The following is a 21125-nucleotide window of genomic DNA, read 5'->3' as shown; positions in this document are numbered from 1 at the left end:
GATACATCTTCTGTAACCACGTGACCGGTCGGTTTAATCCCGGCTCGCCGTGGCGGCGCTCGCCCAGCGGCCGAGGTCCTCGCGGCGCAGCGCGGCGGCCATGAGTTCCGGGAAGAGGTCGGGCGTGCACGCGAAGGCCGGCACACCGAGCTCGGCCAGCGCGGCGGCGTTTTCGTGGTCGTAGAACGGCGCGCCGGAGTCGGAGAGGGCGAGCAGCGTCACCACCTGCACGCCGGCACCGACCAGTTCGCCGACGCGGCGCAGCAGCTCCTCGCGCACCCCGCCTTCGTAGAGGTCGCTGATCAGCACCAGCAGAGTCTGCTCAGGGCGTTCGACGAGGCTCTGGCAGTAGGTGAGCGCACGGTTGATGTCGGTGCCGCCGCCGAGCTGGGTGCCGAAGAGCAGCTCCACCGGGTCGTCGAGGTGCTCGGAGAGGTCGACCACCGCCGTGTCGAACGCGACGAACTTCGTGCTCAGCGCCCGCATCGACGCGAGCACCGCGCCGAACAGCCCGGAGTAGACCACCGACTCGGCCATCGACCCGGACTGGTCCACGGCCAGGATCACCTCGCGCTGCACGCTGTGCTGGCGGCGCCCGAACCCGACCAGCCGCTCGGGCACGATCGTGTTCAGCTCGGGGGAGTAGTGCTTGAGGTTGGTGCGCACCGTGCGCGCCCAGTCGATGTCCGCCGCGCGCGGGCGCTGCGTGCGCGCCGCGCGGTCGAGCGCTCCGCGAACCGCCGCGCGCGTGGGCTCGGCCAGCCGCGCTTCCAGCTCGCTCACCACGGTTCGCACGACCGAGCGCGCGGTCTCCTTCGTCTCCTCGGGCAGCACGCTGTTGAGCGACAGCAGCGTGCCGACCAGGTGCACGTCCGGCTCGACCGCGCTGAGCAGCTCCGGTTCCATCAACATGCGCGTGAGCCCGAGGCGGTCGACGGCGTCGCGCTGCATGACCTGCACGACCGACCCCGGGAAGTACCGCCGGATGTCGCCCAGCCACCGCGCCACCCGCGGCGCCGACGAGCCGAGGTTCGCCCCGCGCCGGTCCCCGGCCCGGCTGCCGGACTCGTCGGTGCGGTCGTAGAGCGCCGCGAGCACGGCGTCGATGCCCGCGTCCTCCTGCGAGAGCGAACGTCCGGTGCCGTCTTCGGCCCCGCCGAGCACCAGCCGCCAGCGGCGGAGGCGGTCGGGGTTTTCCCGGTCGCTTTCGGAACGGGGCTGGTCGGGGGTCATGAGGCCGCTCCGAGGAGGGTGGCGAGAACGGGCAGGGCGGTGCGGGCGCGGAGCTCGTCGAGGTCGGCCGCGGGGCCGGTCGGAGTGGGGGTGGCGCCGGCGAGGGTGGCGGCGCGTTCGCCGATGGCGCGTTTCTCGGGGGAGGCGAAGGCGCCGAAGGTGCGGCGCAGCAAGGGGAGCACCTCGGTGAACAGGTCGGCCGGGATGGTGGCGAGCCAGCGGTCGACGATGAGCAGCAGGCGTTCGTCGTGGACCAGCAGGAGGGCGCCGCCGGCGAGGAAGCCTTCGACGTAGGCCGCGCCGGCGGCCGGGGCGATGCCCGGCGTGAGGGCGCGGCCCAGGCGCAGTTCGACTTCGGTGCTGTCGAACAGGTCGGCGTCGTGGAGCAGGCGGACGAGGCGGCCGGCCAGCAGGGGCGGCAGGGCGTCGCGGCCGGCGAGTTTGCGCAGGGCAGTGAGCCAGCGGTCGCGGGGGGCGTCGCCGAGGAGGGTGGTGGCCTCGTGGACGTTGTCGACCAGGTCGCAGAACTTCTTCGCCGCGTCGTCGTCGATGCCGTGCACGGCCGGTGGCAGGCCCGCGCACACGCGGGTGAGGAGGCGGTCGGCGACCTCCCGCAGCTGCGCGGTGTCGGTGCCGCGCACGTCGCCGTAGCGGGTGGAGCGGGCCAGCGGCGGCAGCGAGGTCATGAGGTCGGCGACGTCGGTGTCGGCCGCCGCGCGGGCGTCGAGGGCGGTGAGCACCTCGGGCAGCGCGTCGCCGAGGCCGCTGAGCAGGCAGCCCTCCACAGCCGCGGTGATGTCGGCGAGCGGCGGCTTGCCGGCCATAGTCTCGCGCACGCGCGAGGCCGCCGCCGAGGCCACGGTGGTGCCGTGCACGGCGGCCGCCACGAGGTCGACCTCGAATCCCGGTTCCCAGCACAGCGTCCACGTTTCGCGGAACGTGCCCTTGCTGCGCGTCGCCGAGATTTCCGGGGCGCCCCAAGGGATGTCGAGCAGGCGCAGCCGGTGCAGCAGCCGGGACCGCTCGAGCCCGCCGGGGGTGCGCAGGTCGAGGTCGAGCTCCCGCGCGGTCGGCTCGCGCTTGAGCCGCAGGCGGCGCGCGGTGGCGACGAGGTCGGCCGCCAGAGGCGCCTGCGGCACGGATTCCGGGACCTCGCCGAGGCGTTCGCCGATCACGAGCTTGCGCGTGACGAGGTCGGCCTGCACGTCGTCGCCCCCGCACATCACCGAGCGCGTGGCGGCGTCGACCTCGGCGAGCCCGGCCGAGGAGCGACCCCGCAGCGCGGCGAGCGTGTCGGCCAGCCGTACCGCCTCGATCACGTGCGCGGTCGAGACCGGCAGGTCCTCCTCGCGCAGCACGCCGGCGACGGCGGTGAGCCAGCGCGCGGTCACGTCGTCGGCCGTGGTGAACAGGTGGTGGTACCAGCCGGGCGAGCGCACCCCGGCGCCGTAGCCGCTCGCCGACGCGAGCCGGCCGTGGGTCCACGGTACCCAGGTGCACACGACCTTGCGCTTCGGCAGTCCTTTGAGGACAGTCTGGTCGCGGCTCGCCGGCGGCAGCGGATCGGCCAGCGCCGGCACGTGCCACGCCCCGCACACCACGGCGATCCGCTCGAACCCTTCCTTGCGTGTCTTGCGAAGCACGCTTCGCATGTACGCCTCGCGACGCTGCTCGTGCGGGTCGTCCGGGCGTTCGTCCTCGCGCAGCGCGGTCATCGCCTCGGCGATCACCTCGAACGGCGACTCCCCGCCGCGCCGCGACTCCACCACGTCGTCCCACCAGCGCTCGGGGTCGTCGTAACCGCCCGCGGCCGCCAGCTCGGCGAGCGGATCGGCCCGCGGCACGCGGTCGTCGTCGAGCGCGAACTGGTGCGCGGCCGGCAGGTCGCAGAACCGCGCCGGCACCCCGGCTTCCGCCGCGTAACGCAGCGCCTGCCACTCGGGGCTGAACACCGCGAACGGCCAGAACGCCGCGCGCGACACGTCTTCGGCCGCGTACGCGAGCAGCGCCACCGGCGGGCGCATGTCCTCGTCGGCCGCCAGGTCCACCAGCCGGTCGGCCTCGGGCGGACCTTCGATGAGCACCACGTCGGGCTCGAGCTCGGCGAGCCGCGCGGCCACCGCCCGCGCCGAGCCCGGGCCGTGGTGCCGGATCCCGAGCAGGTGGGTGGTCATCCGCTGATCTCCTGCCCCGCGCGGTAGAAGTCGGCCCAGCCGTCGCGTTCACGCACCACGGTCTCGAGGTACTCGATCCAGATCGCGCGGTCGGCGACCGGGTCCTTCACCACGGCGCCGTGGATGCCGGCGGCCACGTCCTGCGCGCGCAGCACGCCGTCGCCGAAGTGCGCGGCGAGCGCGAGGCCGCCGGTGAGCACACTGATCGCCTCGGCCGTCGACAGCGTGCCCGACGGGGTTTTCACCGCCGTGCGCCCGTCTTCCGTGCGCCCGGCCCGCAGCTCGCGGAACACCGTGACCACGCGGCGGATCTCGGTGAGCTCCGCGGCTTCGGCCGGCAACGCGAGCGAGGCGCCGAGCTGCGCCACCCGGCGGCTCACGATCTCCACCTCCGCGTCGGCCGTGTCCGGCAGCGGCAGCACCACGGTGTTGAACCGGCGGCGCAACGCGCTGGAGAGCTCGTTCACGCCCTTGTCGCGGTTGTTCGCCGTGGCCACGAGCGTGAAGCCGGGGCGCGCCTGCACCTCCGTGCCGAGCTCGGGCACCGGCAGGGTCTTCTCGGACAGCACGGTGATCAGCGAGTCCTGCACGTCGGCGGGGATGCGGGTGAGCTCTTCGAGCCGCGCGACCTTGCCGTCGCGCATCGCGCGCAGGATCGGGCTTTCCACGAGCGCCTGCTCGCTCGGGCCCTCGGCGATGAGCCGCGCGTAGTTCCAGCCGTAGCGGATCTGCTCTTCGGCGGTGCCGGCGGTGCCCTGCACGAGCAGCGTCGAGTCGCCGCTGATGGCCGCGGCGAGGTGCTCGGACACCCACGTCTTCGCCGTGCCCGGCACCCCGAGCAGCAGCAGCGCGCGGTCGGTGGCGAGCGTGGCCACGGCGACCTCGATCAGCCGGCGCGGGCCGACGTACTTGGGGCTGATCACGGTGCCGTCGGGCAAGGTGCCGCCGAGCAGGTAGGTGACCACGGCCCACGGCGAGAGCAGCCAGGACGGCGGCTTCGCGCGGTCGTCGGACGCGGCCAGCGCGGCCAGTTCACCGGCGTACTCCTGCTCGGCGTGGGGCCGGAGGACTGCGGACGTCATGAGAGCTCCTCGTGCATTTCGCGGCGGAAAGTCAGGGTTTCGGCCACGGCGCGCCGCCATGGAGCGGCTTCGCCGGGCTGGGGGATCACGGACAGGCGGTGGCGCAGGCAGCCGGGCGGCACGGCCTTGGCGATGAGCGCGGCGGCGTGGGCCACCAGCCGGTGGTCCTCCTGCGCGGCCACCCAGTCGAGCAGCACGCGGCCCAGCTCTTCGGGCCACGGCTGCGGCAGATCGAGGATCAGCCGCGTGAGCGCCTCGACCTTCAGGCCGCGCGCCAGCTTCGCGACGGTGGCGGCCTGCTTCTCCGGCGCCAGCACCCCGACGAGCGCCGCCGTGGCCCGGCCACCGGGTTCGGCTTCGACGAGCGCCTGCGCCCACGCCTCGTTGCGCTGCCGGATCGCCGCCGTGGCCCAGCTCTCCCGCACGACCGCGAGCGGGCAGCCCTCCACGAGCATGCCCACGAGGTCGCCCGGCGAGCCGAACTCCGCCCAGAACGCCAGGGGAGTGGCGGCGATGATCGCGCGCAGCCGCGCGGTGTCCTGCCCGGGGCCGTGCGGCACGCGCACGCCGTCGCGCACCAGCGACTCGTCCGGTCCGGGCAACGTGACCTGCAGGACGTCGGCCCGCAACGACCGGCTGCGCACCGCGACGCACTCCTGCAGCCGCGCCGCCATGCGCTTGCCGAGGCCGGTGTCGGGCAGCCTGCCGAGCAGCCGCACGGCGGTGTCGCGCACCGCCGCGGCCCGGTCGGCCAGCGCCGCGTCGAGGAACGGCTCGTCCTCGGGCCCGAGGTGCCGGCCCAGCATCCCGAGAAACGCCGCGCGCAGGTCGGCCGGCTCGGTGCGCCAGGTGGCCGTGAGCGCCGCGCGCGCCGCCACCGGGTCCTGGGTCAACGCTCGTTCGAACCACGCCTGGCGCCGCGCGGGCGTGCCGAACTGCCACGCGTCGTCACCGTCGTCCTCGACCTCGGCGACCAGGAACGCCCACTCGGTGTTGCGCTCACCCAGCCACGCCCCGACCGGCCCCGCCACCTCCGCCAGCGGCGCCCGCAACGACACCCGCGCCCGCGCCGCATCCGCCAACGCCGGCACCAGCTCCGGCCCCACCCGCACCCCCCGCTCGGCCGCCGTCCGCAACCACTCCTCCAGCAGCTCGGGCCGGTTGGCGTGCACCAGCCTCGCCAGCCGCTCCCGCGCCGACGGCGACACGAACGCCCGCCCGTCCGCCCGCGCCGGCTCCTCCCGGCGCGCGCCCGCGAGCGGCACCCGCCCCGCGCGGCGGTAGTTGGTGAGCAGCGCCGCCGTGGCGAGCACCGCGTCGGCCTGGTCCTCGGTCCGCGTCCCCTCGGCCTTGCCGACGACCTCACGCACCTCGTCAGGCAGCCCCGCCACGTCCGGCTGCCGCCGCCGCGTGCCGAGCAGCGCCGTGCCGACCAGGTCTTCCCACGCCTTCATCGGGCGGCCACCTCCGCCCGGCGCTTGGTCGTGTCCGGCCGGCCGGAGGGAGAGCCTGGTTGCGGGGGCTCGGGTGCCGTGGTGGTCCGGTTCCGCAGCGCGGTCACGCGCGCGCCTGGATACTGCACTCCGGGATAGCGCGGGCCAGTGCGGTCGGTCTCGTTCTCCGAGGGCAGGCCGCCGGTTGTCCCCGCCCGGGGCGGGGGCGTCCACGTCTGGCCGGAGCCAGCGCCTGGCCGCGAGTGCCCGTGCGCTGCTGTGATCCGGTTTTGCGCTGCGGTCGGGTGCGCGCCGGTGCGGTGGGTCCGGCTTGCCGTCGGCAGACCGCCGGCCAGCTCCGCCGGGAGCTGGCATGCCCACGACCGGGCGGGGCGAGAGCCCGGCCGCGACTGCGCGGGTGCCGCTGCGGTCCGGTTCTGTGGGGCAGTCGAGTGCGGGCCGCTGTGGTGCGGGCCAGTGCGGTCGGTCTCGTTCTCCGTCGAGCGCCCGCCGGCCGGCGTGGTCGGCCTAGCCGGGGCCGTGCCGAGCGCGGGGCCAGGCATGGTCTCCGGCGCCGTGCTCGCTGTGACCGGGCCACTGATCGGGTCAGGGAAAGAGCCGTTGACCGGCCGCGTGTTCGTGGCCACCTGCCAACCCGGTCGGCGCGGGCGCATCGTCCCCAGCGTGCCGTTCGCGGGCACAGAGATCGCACCGCAGCGCGCGCTCGGCCGCACCGCCGGCACTGCCCGCAGGATCTCGTGCCACCGCGGCACGAGATGGTTTCCTTGTCGCACCAACGCTTCTCGAGCCTCCACAAGACAGACAAGATCACCAAGCTTCACAGCCGCACCACACCGTTCTGGTGCCAGCACGTCAACGGCCGCAACCCCGCCGGCGTGAGCTCGGCCGCCAGCGTCACCGGGTATTCCGCCGCGACGGCGAGCAGTGGCCACGGGTCCACCGACGGCAGCAGTGGCAAAGCGGAACCGTCTACATCGGACAGTGCCCAGCCGCCCGGGTGCCGGGCGGGCGTGAGGTCCGACAGGAGCACCGGCCAGCGGTCGAGCCACGGGTCGGTGGCGAGCGCGGCCGCGTGGGCCGCCAGGGCGGTCGCGACGGTGTCGCCGCGGGGCACGGGGGTGGGCACGGCCTCGGTGCGGTCGGCGACCAGGGCGCGCAACGGCAGGGCGCCGGGGTGGAAGGCGAGTTCGCCGGGAACGACGTAGCCCGGCGGCAGGGAGTTGTCCAGCGGCCGCCCGGGTGGGGCGAACGAAAGCACCAGCGCCACGCGCCCCGAATGCCGGCCGCGCAACCAGGTGCGGCGGGTGCGGAGGTTGTCCTGCTCGTCGTCGACCGCGCCGGTCACGAGCCACTGGTCGGCGACGCGTTCGCCCGACTCCAGCACCTGCGCGGAACCCGACGAGAACCCCAGCCGGGTGCGCACGGTCTCGGCGAGCGCGGCCGGCAGCTCGTCGAGCCGCAGCGCCGCGCCGGCCAGTACGTACAGCAGCGACAGCTCGGCCAGCAGCTCACCGGGCCAGTCGCGCCCGCGTCCGACGAACCCGGCCGCGCGGCGCAGGCCGCCCGCGAGACCCGGGGCCTGCGCGTCGATCATCCGCGCGGCGACGGACCGCAGTTCTTCCGCGCCACCCCGCTCGAAACCCGCGAGGCCGCCACCGACGCGGTCGGTGAGCCAGCCGCGCAGCTCGGCCGCGCCCGCGGTGACCCGCGCCAGCCGCTCCTGCGCGCGCTTCGCCGCGGCTTCCAGGTCCTTCGGCGCATCCGGTTCCCGCGGCGCCCGAGCTGCCCGCGCCGTGCGCTCGGCGAGCCACGCCACCACGTCCGGCGCTTCCTCGGCCGCCGGCACCTGCTCCACCGACCACAGCAGCAACAACCCCAGCGCGTGTTTGCACGGGAACTTCCGCGACGGGCACGTGCACCGGAACGCGGGCCCGGCCAGCTCGACCACCGTGCGGTACGGCTTCGCACCGCTGCCCTGGCACGAACCCCACACCGCCCGCGCCGAAGCGCCGGTGCCCGACCACTTGGCCGGCGCCGCGAGACCGCGCCCGGCCTTGGCCGACGCCGGGTCCGGCGCGAGCCCGGCGACCTGCTCGGCACTCCAGCGCACTGCTGCCTCTTCGGCCACGTTTCCCTTGCCGCTCCCTGTTTCCGACCCCGTGAGGGGCTGACCGGAGAAGCATCTCATCCGCCACCGACAGTTTCGCCGCAGCTGCCCGGGCGCACGAAAAACGCCGGACCGCGCCCGTGGGCGGTCCGGCGTTCCAGCCTGAAAAAGAGGTCAGGACTTGATCGCGCCCCGCCAGCGCACGGTCGGGCGCATGCGGTCGTCGTTCACACGGTGCTTGTTCGCGCCGACGATGTCGAACATCGACTCGATCAGCGTGTCCGACAGCAGGTGCGGCTGCAGGCCGAGCTCCACCAGCCCCGTGTGGATCACGTTGTAGTAGTGCTCCGGCTGCTCGACGCGCGGGTTGTCGAGGTTCTCGATCTGCACCGGGCCGGGGAAGCAGTTCGCCACGATCTCGGCGATCTGCGCCACCGAGTAGCTCTCGGTCATCTGGTTGAACACGCGGAACTCGCCGCGGTCGGCCGGGTTCTCCACCGCGAGGCGGATGCACTCCACCGTGTCGCGCACGTCGATCAGGCCGCGGGTCTGGCCGCCCTTGCCGTACACCGTGAGCGGCTGGCCCAGCACGGCCTGGATCACGAAGCGGTTGAGCACGGTGCCGAACACGGCGTCGTAGTCGAACCGGGTGGCCAGGCGGGGGTCGAGCGCGGTCTGCGCGGTCTGCTGGCCGTACACCACACCCTGGTTGAGGTCCGTGGCGCGCAGGTCCCAGATGCGGCAGGCGAACTCGATGTTGTGCGAGTCGTGCACCTTCGAGAGGTGGTAGAAGGAGCCCGGCTTCTTCGGGTAGAGCATGCGGTCCTTGCGACCGTTGTGCTCGACCTCGAGCCAGCCCTCTTCGATGTCGATGTTGGGGGTGCCGTACTCGCCCATCGTGCCGAGCTTCACCAGGTGGATGTCCGGGTTGATCTCGGCGATCGCGTAGAGCAGGTTCAGGTTGCCGACGACGTTGTTCTGCTGCGTGTAGACAGCGTGGTCGCGGTCGATCATCGAGTACGGCGCGGACCGCTGCTCGGCGAAGTGGACGATCGAATCCGGAGCGAAGTCGCGCACGGCCGAATAGGTGAATTCGGCGTCGCACAGGTCGCCTTCGAACAGGGCGATCTTCTTGCCCGACACCTCTTCCCACGCCGCGATGCGCGTGGGCAGGTCTTCGATGGGGACGAGACTCTCGGCTTCGAGTTCCACGTCGTACTTGCGGCGGGCGTAGTTGTCCAGAACGGCCACTTCGTGACCTTTGTCCGACAAGTGCAAAGCCGTGGGCCAGCCAAGATAGCCGTCTCCGCCGAGAACCAGCACTCGCATTGAAGAGCCTTTCCGTATCGTTTACGCGACAAGCACGCTGATTCCTCTTTGTACATGACGCCTTGAACACGTCCGAACCTATCGACCGGGTGCTGATGATCACCTGGCAGCCAGCTGTGAATCTACTGTGCGTCGGGGGGCCGGACGGCACGCCGATCGGCCCGAGGGGAGACTGGGGGACATGACGACGGTAACCAACCCGGTGGAGCCTCGCACAACGGAGGACTCACCCCGGCCCCGGCGTCGCCTCCTCGGCAGGTTCTTCCGCGCGGCCACCAGTTCCGTGGCCGCGACCTTGCTCAGCCAGGCGGCGTTGCTCTCGGTGCTCGCGCTCGGCGGTGCTCCGTGGCTGGCCAGCGCGTTCGCGTTCGCCGCGGGGGCAGTGCTGAACTTCTTCCTCACCCGCCGCTGGGTCTGGGGCCGGCGCGGCCGCCCGGAGGTCGGGCGCGAGCTGCTGCCCTACGTCGTCGTCATCTCGCTCGGCGGGCTCGCCTCCGTGGGGCTCACCACGCTCACCGGCCACCTGCTCGCGCCGCTGAACCTGCCGCACGTGTGGTGGGTCGTTTTCATCGACGGTGCGTACGTGCTCAGTTACGCTCTGGTCTTCGTGGTGAAGTTCACGATGCTCGATCGCTTCGTGTTCGCCCGCGGCGCAGCACGTACCCCCGCCACCACGTCCCCGTCATGACCCGCGCGTAGTTCGCGCCGTACACGACGCTGCCGCCCTTCTTGCTCTTGCCGGCCTTGCGTAGCCGCATGCTCATCGGCCGCTCGAGCACCCGGGCGCCGCGCGCGGTGACTCCCAGCAGCAGTTCCGAAGACTGGTACTGCGGCTCGTTGAGCGGGACCGCGCAGGCGAGTTCCGCCCGCATGGACCGGAATCCGAACGACGTGTCCGTGATCTTGCGCCACGTGAGCACCGAAGCCAGCCACGCGAACACGCGCACGCCGAGCCAGCGCATGCGGCTGTCGGCCTCTTCGTGGCCCAGCCGCCGCGAGCCCGTGACGAAGTCGGCGGTGTCGTCGAGCAGCGGTGCGACCAGTTCGGCCATTTCGCTGTTGTCGTACTGGCCGTCGCCGTCGGTGGTCACCACGTAGCGCGCGCCGCGTTCGGCCGCGAGGTGGTAACCGAGGCGCAAAGCCGCGCCCTGGCCCCGGTTAGTGGGCGCGACGCACACGTAGGCGCCGTGCTCCTCGGCGATCGCGGCGGTGTTGTCGCTGCCGCCGTCGACGACCACGAGCACGTCCACCGGAAGGCCGAGGCATTCGTCCGGCATCTTCTCGAGCACCTGGCCGATTCCGCCGGCCTCGTTATATGCCGCGATCACCACGGTGAGCTCCGAGAGCTTCGCGCCCGGGTGCCGGTCGTCGAAGTCCTCGACCGCGCCCACGTCCACGGCGTCCGGGTACGCGGCGAGGCGGCGCCGGCTCGCGGCCGTGAGCGTGGTGAAGCCCAGCGCGCCCGCGACCGGGAGCAGCACGAGCGCCGGCAGCTGGTAGCGCCAGGAGAACTCGAACACCGCGGAGGCGAACAGCAGGAACAGTCCCGAACCGGCGGCGAGGAGCGCGCCGCTGCGCGCCAGGTCCCGCGGTTTCTTGCGGCGCAGCAAGGTGAGCAGGCCCAGCAGCGCGAAGAACCCCAGCACCGCACCGGGCACGAACCCGCCGTTGAGCTGGTAGTCGCGCAGGAACGTGGCGATCGGCTCGTTCACGCTCGGGTTCTCGCCGTCGTACTGCTGCGTGATCATCGCGATGTCGGGTGGTTCGTTCCACTCCGGGTACGTCTGCTGGAACTGCCAGCGGTCGATCGGCACGTCGTTGATCGCGGTGGCGCGGGTGAACCGGAAGCTCTTGGAGAAGTCGCTCAGGATCGCCTTCGTGACGTCCCACCACTGCGCCTTGAGCACGTCGACCGCGAACTGGTGCGCCAGCACGGTGCGGTCGGCGCCCGGCGGCAGCGGGCCCGGCCAAGCCGGGTCGAGGTCGGCGTGGGTGTAGTTGTCCACCAGGCGCGTGGCCACGTCCTCGGTGGGGCAGAACACCTGCACCTCGGGGGCCAGGTGCAGGTTCGCGCAGTCGGCGACCGCCGCGGTGCGCCCGTAGAGCATGCTGCCCGAAGGTCCGGTCAGGCCCCATTTCCCGGTCTGCGCCTTGACTTCCGCCGCGTAGGGCACGATCACCACGAGCATCGCGAGCACGCCGATGCCGGCGTTGCGCCAGCCGCGCCAGGTCCGCCACGCGCTGCCCGCGCTGAGCACGTACAGCAGGAACGGCACCGCGAGCGCGACCCCGATCAGCCGCACCAGCACGGCGAAGCCGACCACGAGTCCCGCGAGCGCGATCCGCCGCCAGTTCGGCGCGCCTTTCGCCAGCAGGAGCCACAACAGCCCCAGCAGCAACGCCTCGAACAGCACCTCGGACATGATGTTCTGCTCGATCTGCAGCTGGTAGGCGTCGAGCAGCAGCGGCGCCGTCGCCAGCGCCGAGACCCAGCGGCGCGCGCCGAGCCGGCGGGCCAGCGCGTAGATCCCCACCGCGATCGCCAGCCCGCCCACGTGCTGCACCGCCGCGACCCACGACAGCCCGCCGACGGCGAGCAGCGGCCGCAGGACCAGGTCGTAGCCGATGGGGTTGAGCTGGTCGGCGCGCAGTGCGTGCAGGTTGTCCAGGTACCGGTACGAGTCGATGTACAGCAGCGCCGGCCGGTAGGCCACCCAGGTGAGCACGCGCAGGACGGTGCCCGCGACGAGCAGGAGGAGCAGGAAGGCGTGGCGGCGGAGGAACAGGCTCACGGGGTCGCTTTCAGGTCCAGTTCCGAGAAGTACTTCCAGGCGGTGGCGAGGCCGTCGGCGAGCGAGATCGCCGGGGTGAAGCCGATCGTCTCGGCGCTGCCCGACACGTCGACCACGACGGCGGGCATCTCGCCCTTCGGCGCGGCCACGTGTTCCACGGGCAGCTCCGCACCCGTCACGTCGCGCACGGTCTGCACCATCTCCAGCACCGACACCGAGTGGCCCGCGCCGACGATCGCCCGACCGCTGTAACCGCTTTCGAGCGCGAGCGCGATGGCGCGCACGACGTCGTCCACGTGCACGAGGTCGCGGCGCTGCTCGCCGGTGCCGTACACGCGCACGCCCTCGCCGGACATCGCGGCGCGCATCATGCGCGGCACGAAGCTGTCCTTGTGCGACATGCCGGGGCCGTAGACGTTGGTGAACCGCAAGGCGCACGTGGTCATGCCGAAGGCGCCGGAGTACCCGGACAGCAGCATCTCGCACGCGGCTTTCGTGGCGCCGTAGGGCGTGAGCGGCCGCGTGGGCAGGTCCACGGTGATGGTCGACGTGCCGACGTCGCCGATCACCGCGTTGGTCGAGGCCAGCACGAAGTTCCGCACGCCGCGCTGCCGGGCGAGCTCGAGCAGGCCGTGGGTCACGGCCACGTTCTCGTGGTAGGTGTCGTCGGGCAGCTCCACCGACTTCAGCACGGAGGTGAGCGCCGCGAGGTGCACGATCGCGCCCGTGCCCTCGGCCACGGCGGCCTCGCGGGTTTCGGCGTCGCGCAGATCGCCGGTGACCACCCGCACGCCTTCGTCTTCGGTCACGTACGGGACCCGGTCCACGACGGTGACGGGGTAGCCGCGCTCGCGCAGCTCGCGGACGGCCGCGCGGCCGATGAAGCCGCTGCCACCGGTGACGACGACGGGTGTCCTTTCAGGACCGTTCTCCAGCACCATGGCGCACAACCTACCTCCGTGACCTGTGAGCCAGGACAGCGGACGAGGGCCGCGGCGGCGCGGGCCGGGTGATCGGTCCCGGATGTCCGGTAGATCCGGCCGTGGGATCCGCGGGGGATCCGCGACGACGTCCGCCGGCGGGACAAGGCCCGGACCATTGCCGCCCGGCGCCCGCGTGTGCCCACCCCCAGTGAGCACACGCGGGCGCCCGTCTCGTTTTCGCGACACCCCTTGCGTCGGAGTGTAGCGTTGACGGGACGGGTGGTGTCAAGTTTTCGTGACGGCTATGCTTCTCGTCGTCACGAGCGGAGGACGGTTGGGGGACTGATGACCGGGACGCCGGACAACGGGGACGCGGTGGGCGGGGACACGGTGGACGGGCCGGAGCCGGGGGCGGACGCGGAGACGAGCTTCGCCGAACGGCTGGCGCACCTGATCGCCACGGTGCACCCGCCGGACCGCAAGCCGTACTCCTACCGCGAGATCGCGCAGGGGGTCGCCGACCTCACCGGCGTGAGCATGTCGGCCACCCACGTGCAGCAGCTCGCCGTCGGTGCCCGGCGCGACCCGAAGCGCTCCCACATCCAGGCCCTGGCGCGCTTCTTCGGCGTGCCCGTGACCTACTTCTTCGACGACGACGTGGCCGAGCGCGTCGACGGCCAGATCGCCGACGTCGTGGCCTGGCGCGACACCGGCGCCCGCGACCTCGCGCAGCGCGCGATGCGGCTCTCGGAACGCGACCGCGACACCGTGTCCGCCCTGGTCGACCAGCTGAACAGCTACGACGCCGGGCGCGAACGCTCCCGCCGCGGGCGCAAACCCGAATAGCTATGCTGATCACCGCCGGGGCGCCGCGGTGCACCCGGCTGGTCCAGCCGCCGAGCGCACCGGGAGAGGTCATCGACCCGAGCCTGCGAGCGCGCGCCCACCTCCGTGTGCGCGACCTGCTGAGCGACGTCCCGCCGCCGCGTCCGTGGTCGATGAACGCGTGGGTCGACCGGCTCGAGCGCCGGCGCGGCCGCGACATCGACCTGGTGGCCGTGGCCTACGAACCGGGCCGGCCGTCGGGCGCCTGGCAGCGGCGCGCGGACTACGACCTCATCGCCTACGTCGCGGGCACTTCGCCGCTGCACCAGGACCACATCATCGCCCACGAGCTCGCGCACCTGCTGTGCGAGCACCGCGGGGCGTGCGTGATGTCCGACGCCGAGGCCGCGGCGCTCGCGCCCGACCTCAGTGCCCACATGCTGTCGCACCTGCTCACGCGCGTGACGACCGATGTCGACGAGTACGAGGCCGAGCTCATCGCCGTGCTGCTGATGAGCGCGGCGACGGCGGAGGCCGACCCGGTGCGGCCGGGCGCGTCCGGGCGTTCGGCCGATCGCGCGCGGCGGCTCGCGTCGCTGCTCGGGTAGCGGCCGGATGATCGACGCGCTCTTCTTCGGGGTCGGGCTCTTCGCCGTCGCCGTGGGGATCTGGCGGGCCGTGCGGGCCCGGCGCACCGGCGCCGGTGCCGGGCTGGCCACGAGCCTGATCGCGCTCGGCCTGGCGCTGGTGCTGCTGGCCGACAGTGCGCAGGCCATCGAGAGCCGGATCTACCCGAGCCTCGGCCGCCTGCTGTCGAACCTCGCGACGATGGTGGCCGCGTACGGCATCGAGGTGACGGTGGCCGAGATCGGCGGCGTGGCGCACCGGCGGCGGCGCACCCGGCTCACGGCGCTGGCGGTCGCGCTGGTCGTGCTCGTGGTGTCGTTCTTCGCCACGCGCGGCCTGCCGGTGGGCATCGGGCTGTTCGACGAGCTGTACCGCACGAACCCGACGCTGGTCGCCTACATCGTGGTGTACACGCTCTACCTGGGCTTCGCGGTGGTCGACATCGCGATCGTGTCGGCGGGTGCGGTGCGCGCGGGCGCCGGAGCGCTGCGGATCGGCCTCGCGCTGATGCTGGTGGCGTGCGCCTTCGCGCTGGCCTACCTGGCGGGCAAGATCGTGGACCTGGTCGCCGACGTGACGGCCGAGCACCCCGTCGCGGTGGTGTGCCGCGGCGCGTTCGCCACGGTCGACTGCGCGCTGGCCGTCGGTTTCCCGGCGATCTCGGTGCTGCTGATCGTGGTGGGCCTGACCGTGCCCGCGCTGCCGGCGGCCGGGCGCGCGGTGCGCGACGCGCGGGCGCGGGCCGAGCTGCGGCCGTTGCGGGAGCACCTCACCCAGCGGTTCCCCGACATCGTGCGGCTCGGTCGCGCGGGCACGACCGGGCGCGAGCGGCTGCTCACGGTGCTGAGCGAGATCAACGACGGGCTGCTGCTGGCCGGGATCCCGCCCGACGCCGATCCCGCGGCGGCGGCCGCGCTCCTGGATGAAGGCGGCTCGGCGGGTTCCGGCGCGGGCGCCGGCGAAGGCGGCACCGCCTTCGCCGCCGACGTCGCGCGGCTGCGGGCTATCGCGCGGGCGTTGCGAGCGCAGCGGTCAGGCGGAGCTGCCAGCCCCGTTCGGTGAGCACGACCAGGTGCAGCGCCTCGGCGCGCGCCGTGAGCGGCAGCAGGCCCTCGACGCGCCGGGCCACCTCGGTGTTCTGCTCGTCGGTGCCGCCCATCGCGATCGTGAGGTGGGCCGGCGGGTGCGGGCCGAAGCGCCCGCCGTACGGCTGCACGCCGGGCCAGCGGTCGCCCGCGGCGTCGGCGAGGGCCTGCAGCGCCGGGGCCGCCGCGGCCACGAACCCGGGCGCGACCACCAGGTCGGCCAGCGGCACGTCCACCACCTCGTGGGCGGCGGCCAGCGCGGTCACGGCGGCGTCGACCTCGTCGGTGAGCTCGGCGGCGGGCAGGAACGGGTAGAGCGCCGTGACGTGCGGCGGCAGGCCGGCCCGCACGAGCGCGGGGTCGATCGCGGCGGCGGCGTCGAGCAGCCCGGCGGCGGCGGGGAGCTCGACGACGAGGGCACTGGTTCCGGGAGCGGGCACGAGAAGATCTTCCCGCACCGGCGCCGTATCGGTGAATTGAGGCTCACCTCGGTTCCCCGAATGGGAACCCTAAGTCTTCCCCAAGTTTTCCGCCGCATTGTGGGCACGGTCCTACACTCGGTGAATGAAGATCGTCCTATGGACCGCATTGTGCGGATTGTGTGCCCTCGCCGGCCACGTGCTCCTGGGCGTCGTGGCGGTTTCCCTGCTCCTGGCCTGCGTTCCCGTGCGTCGGGAAGTCGGCCGGGGAGCCGAAGAAAGAGAATTGATCACCACTCGCGGCTGATCTTCGCCGGATTGCCGCGCAATAACAATTCAGTGGTAATAGCCTTCGACGGGCAACCTGGCTTCGTCGAACAACGCGGGCCCCTGCAGTTCGAAACTCGTCCCGGTCGGGTTCGGTTTGAGCGTGGCCAGCTGCTCGGTCGACAGCGCGAAGACCACCCGGCCGAGCCCTGATCGCTCGATCGCGCCCGTGCACATCCCGCACGGCTGGCAGCTCGTGTACATCGTGGTGAGCGCGGCCGTCTCGGGGGCGAGCTCGCGCCCTGCCCAGCGCGCGAGCTTCAGCTCGGGGTGCGCGGTGATGTCCCCGTCGGTGACCGACGTGTTCCACTCCTCCACGAGCACGTGCCCCTCGGCCGAGGCGAGCAGGGAGCCGAACGGCGGGTTTCCGCTGGCCCGCGCGGTGGCGGCGAGCTCGATCGCGCGGCGGAGCAGGGCCTCGGTCATCGTGATCCCCTTTCACGGGACGGTCGGTTGCGGTGGTTCACTTCCGGTTCCAGGCGTCGGCGACGGCCGCGAGCGCCCGCCAGGCCGCCGAGGGCCGCCGGGTCTGCTCAGGATCGCCGGAGAACGGGTCGAGCACCACGTGGTCGGCGCCGAGACTGCGAAGGTCTTCCAGATCGCCCACGATCTGCTCCAGCGTGCCCACGCCCGCGTACCGCTCGCCGGCCGGTTCGCCGACTGGTTCGTCGGTGAGCTCCAGGATGATCCTCGGCGCCAGGGCCGGCATCGGCTTGCCCGCGGCTTCGGCGAAGTCGCGGAGCCGGCCGACCATTTCGCGTAACCACGGCAGCCGGAACCGCAGCGGGTGCCACGCGTCGCCGAAGCGCACCGCACGGCGCAGGGCCGCGTCGCTGCCACCGCCGATCCACACCGGCAGCCGGCCCGCGCGGTAGTCGCCCTCGTCGGCCCACGCCTCGCGGATCGTCGCCAGGTACTCGTCGGTCAGCGCGCCGCGGCGCTCGAACGGCACGCCGAGCGCCGCGAACTCCTCCCGCGCCCAGCCGACGCCCACGCCCAGCACGAACCGGCCGCCGCTGAGGTCGGCGACGTTCGCCGCCATCCGCGCGGTGAGCAGCGGGTGCCGGTAGGGAAGGATCAGCACGGTCGTGCCGAGCCGTGCCTTCGTGGTCGCGCCCGCGAGCCACGCCAGCGTGGTGAACGGTTCGTAGAACGGCGCCGGGTACTGCGCCGCGACGTCCGGCGTGATCGCGACGTGGTCGGACACCATGAGCAGGTCGTAGCCGAGTCCTTCGCAGGTCTGCGCCCACGCGCGCAGCACCCCCGGGTCGGTGCCCGGGCCGAAGTTGGGGATGTTCACGCCGAGTCGCACGCCGCCCACGCTAGCCGTCGCGCGGTGATTGGTGAAAGGGACAAACCGCCCGGGGAACTTCGCGCGCGATTTGTCGAAGCGCGGCGAGGCCGTCCGACGCGTCGGTGAGGACGCACCGCGCGTCCCGGCCGAACGAGGGAGACGACATGGGCACGGAGATCGACGTCCGCTGGGAAGGCGTGCTGGCGGGGACGCCGGAGCAGGTGTGGGACGCGTTCACGGCGCGCACCGGCGGCTGGCTCTGGGAGATCGCGTACGAGCCGCGCGCCGGCGGGGCCGAGCGGGGGCTGACGCCGGGCGGCGGCACTGTCGTGGAGTGGGACCCGGCGCGGCGGTTCGTGACCCGGGCCGAGCAGTCCGACGGGTGGTTCAACCAGCTCGACTACGACCTCGAGCCGCGCGGCCCCGGCACGCTGCTGCGCTACCGGCACCGTTCCGTGCTCGGCGCGGACCACGACGTGCAGCTCGATTCCTGCCTGCACCACACGAAGTTCTACTACCACTCGCTCACCGAGTACGTGCGCCACTTCGCGGGCCGCGACGCCCGGTACGTGTCGGCCGGCGCGCCGGCTTCCTCGGCCGAAGGCGGGTTCGCGGTGGTGTGCGACGCGCTCGGCGTGGGCGACGCGGCGGTCGGCGACCGGGTCGTGGCCGCCGGGCCGGTGCCGATCGACGGCGTGGTGGACTACCGCACGGACCGCTTCCTCGGCATCCGCACGGCCGGCGCGCTCTACCGCGTGTACGGCCGCGACGCGTGGGGCTGGCCGGTCGCGGTCGCGGCGCACGTGTTCGACGGGAGTGCCGGCGACACCGATGTGGCGTGGATCTCCTGGCTGGAGCGGGTTTTCCCGGCCGGCTCCGGCGAATAGCCCAGCCGGGGCCGGGGTCGCCGAGTGTTCACCCGCGCGTCGTTGATGACGGTGATCGCCCTCGCCTAGCGTCGGGCCGTCTTCGACCTATGCGGAGGAACGCATGTCCACTGGGGATCTCAGCCGGCGTAACCTGTTGCGCGTGAGCGGTGTCGTGGCGGCGGGGGCGGCGATGGGCATGCTGCCCGGCGTCGCGTTCGCCGCTCCGGCGCCCGGCACCACGCAGCAGACCAAGACCGTCACGGGCACGTTCAAGCCCGACGTGCCGGACTGGTACTACCTGCCCGTCGACGTGCCCCGCGGGGTCAAGCAGATCGACGTGGTCTACTCCTACGACCGCCCGGCCGTGCCCGCCGGCGTGCGCGGAAACGCCTGTGACATCGGCATGTTCGGCCCCGAGGGCCACGATCTCGGCAACAGCCGCGGGTTCCGCGGCTGGTCCGGCGGGTTCCGCGACCGCTTCTCGATCAGCGCGTCGGAAGCCACGCCCGGGTACGTCGCCGGCCCGATCAAGCAGGGCCGCTGGCACGTGATCCTCGGCCCGTACACGGTCGCGCCGCAGGGGCTGAACTACCGCGTGGACATCACGCTCACCTTCGGTCCGGACGCCAAGCCGTTCAAGCCGAACCCGGCGCCGGAGACCGCGCCGGCCCGCCAGCGCGGCAAGTCGTGGTACCGCGGCGACTGCCACCTGCACACCGTGCACTCCGACGGCAGGCGCACGCCGGAGCAGCTCGTGGCCGACGCGCGCGCGGCCGGGCTCGACTTCATCGTGTCCACCGACCACAACACCAAGAGCTCGCAGCTCGTCTGGGGCGACTACGCCACCGACGACCTGCTGATCCTCAACGGCGAAGAGGTGACCACGCGCTCGGGCCACTGGCCCGCGATCGGCCTGCCCGCCGGCACGTGGATCGACTGGCGCTACCGCGCGTCCGACGCCTCGGACTTCCGGCACTTCACCGACCAGGTGCACCGCGCCGGCGGCCTCGTCACCGCGGCCCACCCGTTCGCGAACTGCTTCGGCTGCACGTACGAGTTCGCCTACGAGATCGCCGACCTCGTCGAGGTGTGGAACGGCCCGTGGACGGCCGACGACGAAGCCAGCGTCACGCACTGGGACGGCCTCCTGCGCGGCGGCCGCTTCATCCCGGCGATCGGCGACTCCGACGCGCACAACCCCGACCAGGTCGTGGCGCTGCCGCACACCGTGGTGCAGGCCGACAGCCTGCGGCGCGCCGACCTGCTGGCCGGCCTGAAGGCTGGCCGGTCGTGGCTGGCCGAGTCGAAGGACGTGAACCTGGAGTTCGGCGTGACCGGCGGCGGGCGCAGCGCGGGCATCGGCGGACGGCTCGCCGCCGGCACCGGCACGCCGGTCACGGTGAGCGCGACGGTGACCGGGGCGCCGGGCACCACCGTGACGTTCCTCGACCAGCTCGGCCCGGAGCACGTCGAGACCGTGCCGGCCGGGGGCGAGGCCACCGTGACGTGGACCACCTACCCGCGCTACAGCCGGTGGGTGCGCGTGGAGGTGCGGCGTTCGTCGGGCGGCCCGAACACCACCACGCCGAACGCGATGGTCGCGATGTCCAACCCGATCTTCCTGGGTTCCTGATCCCGGCCTGTCCTCCTTCACCCACACGCGGGCCCTACGCCTCGTCCGGGCAGAATTGTCCGAACGGGTTCGGTGAGGGTGGGGGAGGACGGGTTGCGCGGGTGCGGGGTCAAGGCGGCGATCGCCGCGGTGGTCGTGGTCCTGGTGGCCGTGGTCGTCGTGGTGATCGTGGTTTCGCGCGGCAGCGACGTCGCGACACCCGGCTGCACGGTCGTCACACCGAAGACGGCCGGCCAGGACGAGGCCACGCAGTACACGCTGCAGCCCGACCAGATGAGCAACGCGGCCACCATCGCCGCCGTCGCGTCGAAGGAAGGGCTGCCGCCGCACGCTGTCACGGTCGCGTTGGCCACGGCGCTGCAGGAATCCAAGCTGCGCAACCTCAGCGGCGGTGACCGCGACTCCGTCGGCCTGTTCCAGCAACGCCCGAGCCAGGGCTGGGGCACGCCCGCGCAGCTGCAGGACCCCGTGTACGCCGCCACGGCCTTCTACGAGAAGCTCGCGAAACTGCCCGGCTGGGAATCCCTGCCGATCACCGAAGCCGCGCAAGCCGTGCAACGCTCCGGCGCCCCTGACGCGTATGCCCAGTGGGAACCCGTGGCCCGCGCCGCGGCGAACGCCCTGACCGGCCAGCTGCCCGCCGCCCTGACCTGCCGCAACATCACCGTCGGCCCGGCCCGCTCGAACCTCGTCGCCACCGCCACCGCCGAACTCGGCACCGCCCGCCTCAGCGGCGCCCACCCGGCCGCGCAGGGCTGGGCCATCAGCACCTGGCTGGTCGCCCGGGCCGCCACGGTGGGCGTGGACCGCGTGACCTTCGCGGGGCAGGCGTGGACGGCGGAATCGGGAGCGTGGACGGCGGATGCGTCGGTGGGGCAGAATTTGACGCTGCACCAGGTGACGGCGGTGCCGTCGAGCTCTTGAGTGTCCACTGAGGACTCTCGAAGGCGCT

The 21125-nt window shown here is 72.9% G+C and carries 18 protein-coding genes; 7 read left to right on the top strand and 11 right to left on the bottom strand.

Annotated features, from left to right (window positions below; translation table 11 throughout):
* Positions 1–33: 33 nt before the first annotated feature.
* From VSH64_RS17260 to VSH64_RS17235, 6 genes are all read right to left on the bottom strand, one after another.
* Positions 34–1233, bottom strand: a complete 1200-nt coding sequence (locus VSH64_RS17260; RefSeq protein WP_326836633.1) for a VWA domain-containing protein — start codon at positions 1231–1233, stop codon at positions 34–36.
* Positions 1230–3407, bottom strand: coding sequence for a DUF5682 family protein (locus VSH64_RS17255; RefSeq protein WP_326836632.1), 2178 nt, complete (start codon positions 3405–3407; stop codon positions 1230–1232). The genes VSH64_RS17260 and VSH64_RS17255 overlap by 4 nt, the downstream gene beginning before the upstream one ends.
* Positions 3404–4489 carry an ATP-binding protein gene (locus VSH64_RS17250; protein ID WP_326836631.1) on the bottom strand — a complete coding sequence of 362 codons (1086 nt, stop codon included), beginning with the start codon at positions 4487–4489 and terminating at the stop codon, positions 3404–3406. The genes VSH64_RS17255 and VSH64_RS17250 overlap by 4 nt, the downstream gene beginning before the upstream one ends.
* A complete protein-coding gene (locus VSH64_RS17245; protein WP_326836630.1) occupies positions 4486–5943 on the bottom strand; it encodes a DUF5691 domain-containing protein in 1458 nt (485 codons plus the stop codon). Before VSH64_RS17245 ends, VSH64_RS17250 begins: the two co-directional genes overlap by 4 nt.
* A gap of 817 nt (positions 5944–6760) precedes the next feature.
* Positions 6761–8053, bottom strand: coding sequence for an SWIM zinc finger family protein (locus VSH64_RS17240; protein ID WP_326836629.1), 1293 nt, complete (start codon positions 8051–8053; stop codon positions 6761–6763).
* Between the two features lie 171 nt (positions 8054–8224).
* Positions 8225–9379: an NAD-dependent epimerase/dehydratase family protein gene (locus tag VSH64_RS17235; RefSeq protein WP_326836628.1), complete on the bottom strand. Its 1155-nt coding sequence runs from the start codon at positions 9377–9379 to the stop codon at positions 8225–8227.
* 181 nt (positions 9380–9560) lie between these two features.
* On the opposite strand from VSH64_RS17235, the gene VSH64_RS17230 reads away from it, so the two are divergent.
* Entirely contained in the window at positions 9561–10067 is a 507-nt protein-coding gene (locus tag VSH64_RS17230; protein WP_326836627.1) for a GtrA family protein, read from the top strand.
* On the opposite strand, the gene VSH64_RS17225 is transcribed toward VSH64_RS17230, so the two are convergent.
* Both VSH64_RS17225 and VSH64_RS17220 read right to left on the bottom strand, forming a co-directional pair.
* Positions 9997–12171, bottom strand: a complete 2175-nt coding sequence (locus VSH64_RS17225) for a glycosyltransferase family 2 protein (protein WP_326836626.1) — start codon at positions 12169–12171, stop codon at positions 9997–9999. The two genes, VSH64_RS17230 and VSH64_RS17225, sit on opposite strands and share 71 nt — an antisense overlap.
* Positions 12168–13112: an NAD-dependent epimerase/dehydratase family protein gene (locus VSH64_RS17220; protein ID WP_326836625.1), complete on the bottom strand. Its 945-nt coding sequence runs from the start codon at positions 13110–13112 to the stop codon at positions 12168–12170. The genes VSH64_RS17225 and VSH64_RS17220 overlap by 4 nt, the downstream gene beginning before the upstream one ends.
* 327 nt (positions 13113–13439) lie before the next feature.
* Between VSH64_RS17220 and VSH64_RS17215 the strand changes: the two genes are divergently transcribed.
* From VSH64_RS17215 to VSH64_RS17205, 3 genes are read left to right on the top strand one after another with little or no spacing between them, the layout of a single operon-like run.
* On the top strand, positions 13440–13940 hold the full coding sequence (locus tag VSH64_RS17215; RefSeq protein ID WP_326836624.1) for a helix-turn-helix transcriptional regulator: 501 nt from the start codon (positions 13440–13442) through the stop codon (positions 13938–13940).
* Positions 13941–13942: 2 nt separating this feature from the next.
* Positions 13943–14527: a hypothetical protein gene (locus VSH64_RS17210; protein ID WP_326836623.1), complete on the top strand. Its 585-nt coding sequence runs from the start codon at positions 13943–13945 to the stop codon at positions 14525–14527.
* Between the two features lie 7 nt (positions 14528–14534).
* Positions 14535–15608: an MAB_1171c family putative transporter gene (locus tag VSH64_RS17205; RefSeq protein ID WP_326836622.1), complete on the top strand. Its 1074-nt coding sequence runs from the start codon at positions 14535–14537 to the stop codon at positions 15606–15608.
* Here VSH64_RS17205 and VSH64_RS17200 read toward each other — a convergent pair.
* The 3 genes from VSH64_RS17200 to VSH64_RS17190 form a co-directional block, all read right to left on the bottom strand.
* Positions 15550–16071: a 2'-5' RNA ligase family protein gene (locus VSH64_RS17200; protein WP_326836621.1), complete on the bottom strand. Its 522-nt coding sequence runs from the start codon at positions 16069–16071 to the stop codon at positions 15550–15552. The two genes, VSH64_RS17205 and VSH64_RS17200, sit on opposite strands and share 59 nt — an antisense overlap.
* Positions 16072–16386: 315 nt before the next feature.
* Entirely contained in the window at positions 16387–16803 is a 417-nt protein-coding gene (locus VSH64_RS17195; protein ID WP_326836620.1) for a nucleoside deaminase, read from the bottom strand.
* 37 nt (positions 16804–16840) lie between these two features.
* Positions 16841–17689, bottom strand: coding sequence for an LLM class flavin-dependent oxidoreductase (locus VSH64_RS17190; protein WP_326836619.1), 849 nt, complete (start codon positions 17687–17689; stop codon positions 16841–16843).
* Positions 17690–17835: 146 nt separating this feature from the next.
* Here VSH64_RS17190 and VSH64_RS17185 point away from each other — a divergent pair, with 146 nt between their 5' ends.
* From VSH64_RS17185 to VSH64_RS17175, 3 genes are all read left to right on the top strand, one after another.
* Positions 17836–18558: an SRPBCC family protein gene (locus tag VSH64_RS17185; RefSeq protein ID WP_326836618.1), complete on the top strand. Its 723-nt coding sequence runs from the start codon at positions 17836–17838 to the stop codon at positions 18556–18558.
* A 103-nt stretch (positions 18559–18661) separates the two neighbouring features.
* Positions 18662–20173 (top strand): CehA/McbA family metallohydrolase, encoded by a 1512-nt coding sequence (locus VSH64_RS17180; protein WP_326836617.1) that lies wholly within the window; start codon positions 18662–18664, stop codon positions 20171–20173.
* A gap of 72 nt (positions 20174–20245) precedes the next feature.
* Positions 20246–21097: a hypothetical protein gene (locus tag VSH64_RS17175; protein ID WP_326836616.1), complete on the top strand. Its 852-nt coding sequence runs from the start codon at positions 20246–20248 to the stop codon at positions 21095–21097.
* Positions 21098–21125: the final 28 nt, after the last annotated feature.

The organism is Amycolatopsis rhabdoformis, assembly GCF_035918295.1.
Lineage (GTDB): Bacteria > Actinomycetota > Actinomycetes > Mycobacteriales > Pseudonocardiaceae > Amycolatopsis > Amycolatopsis rhabdoformis.
This window is presented reverse-complemented; position numbering and strand designations above follow the sequence as displayed.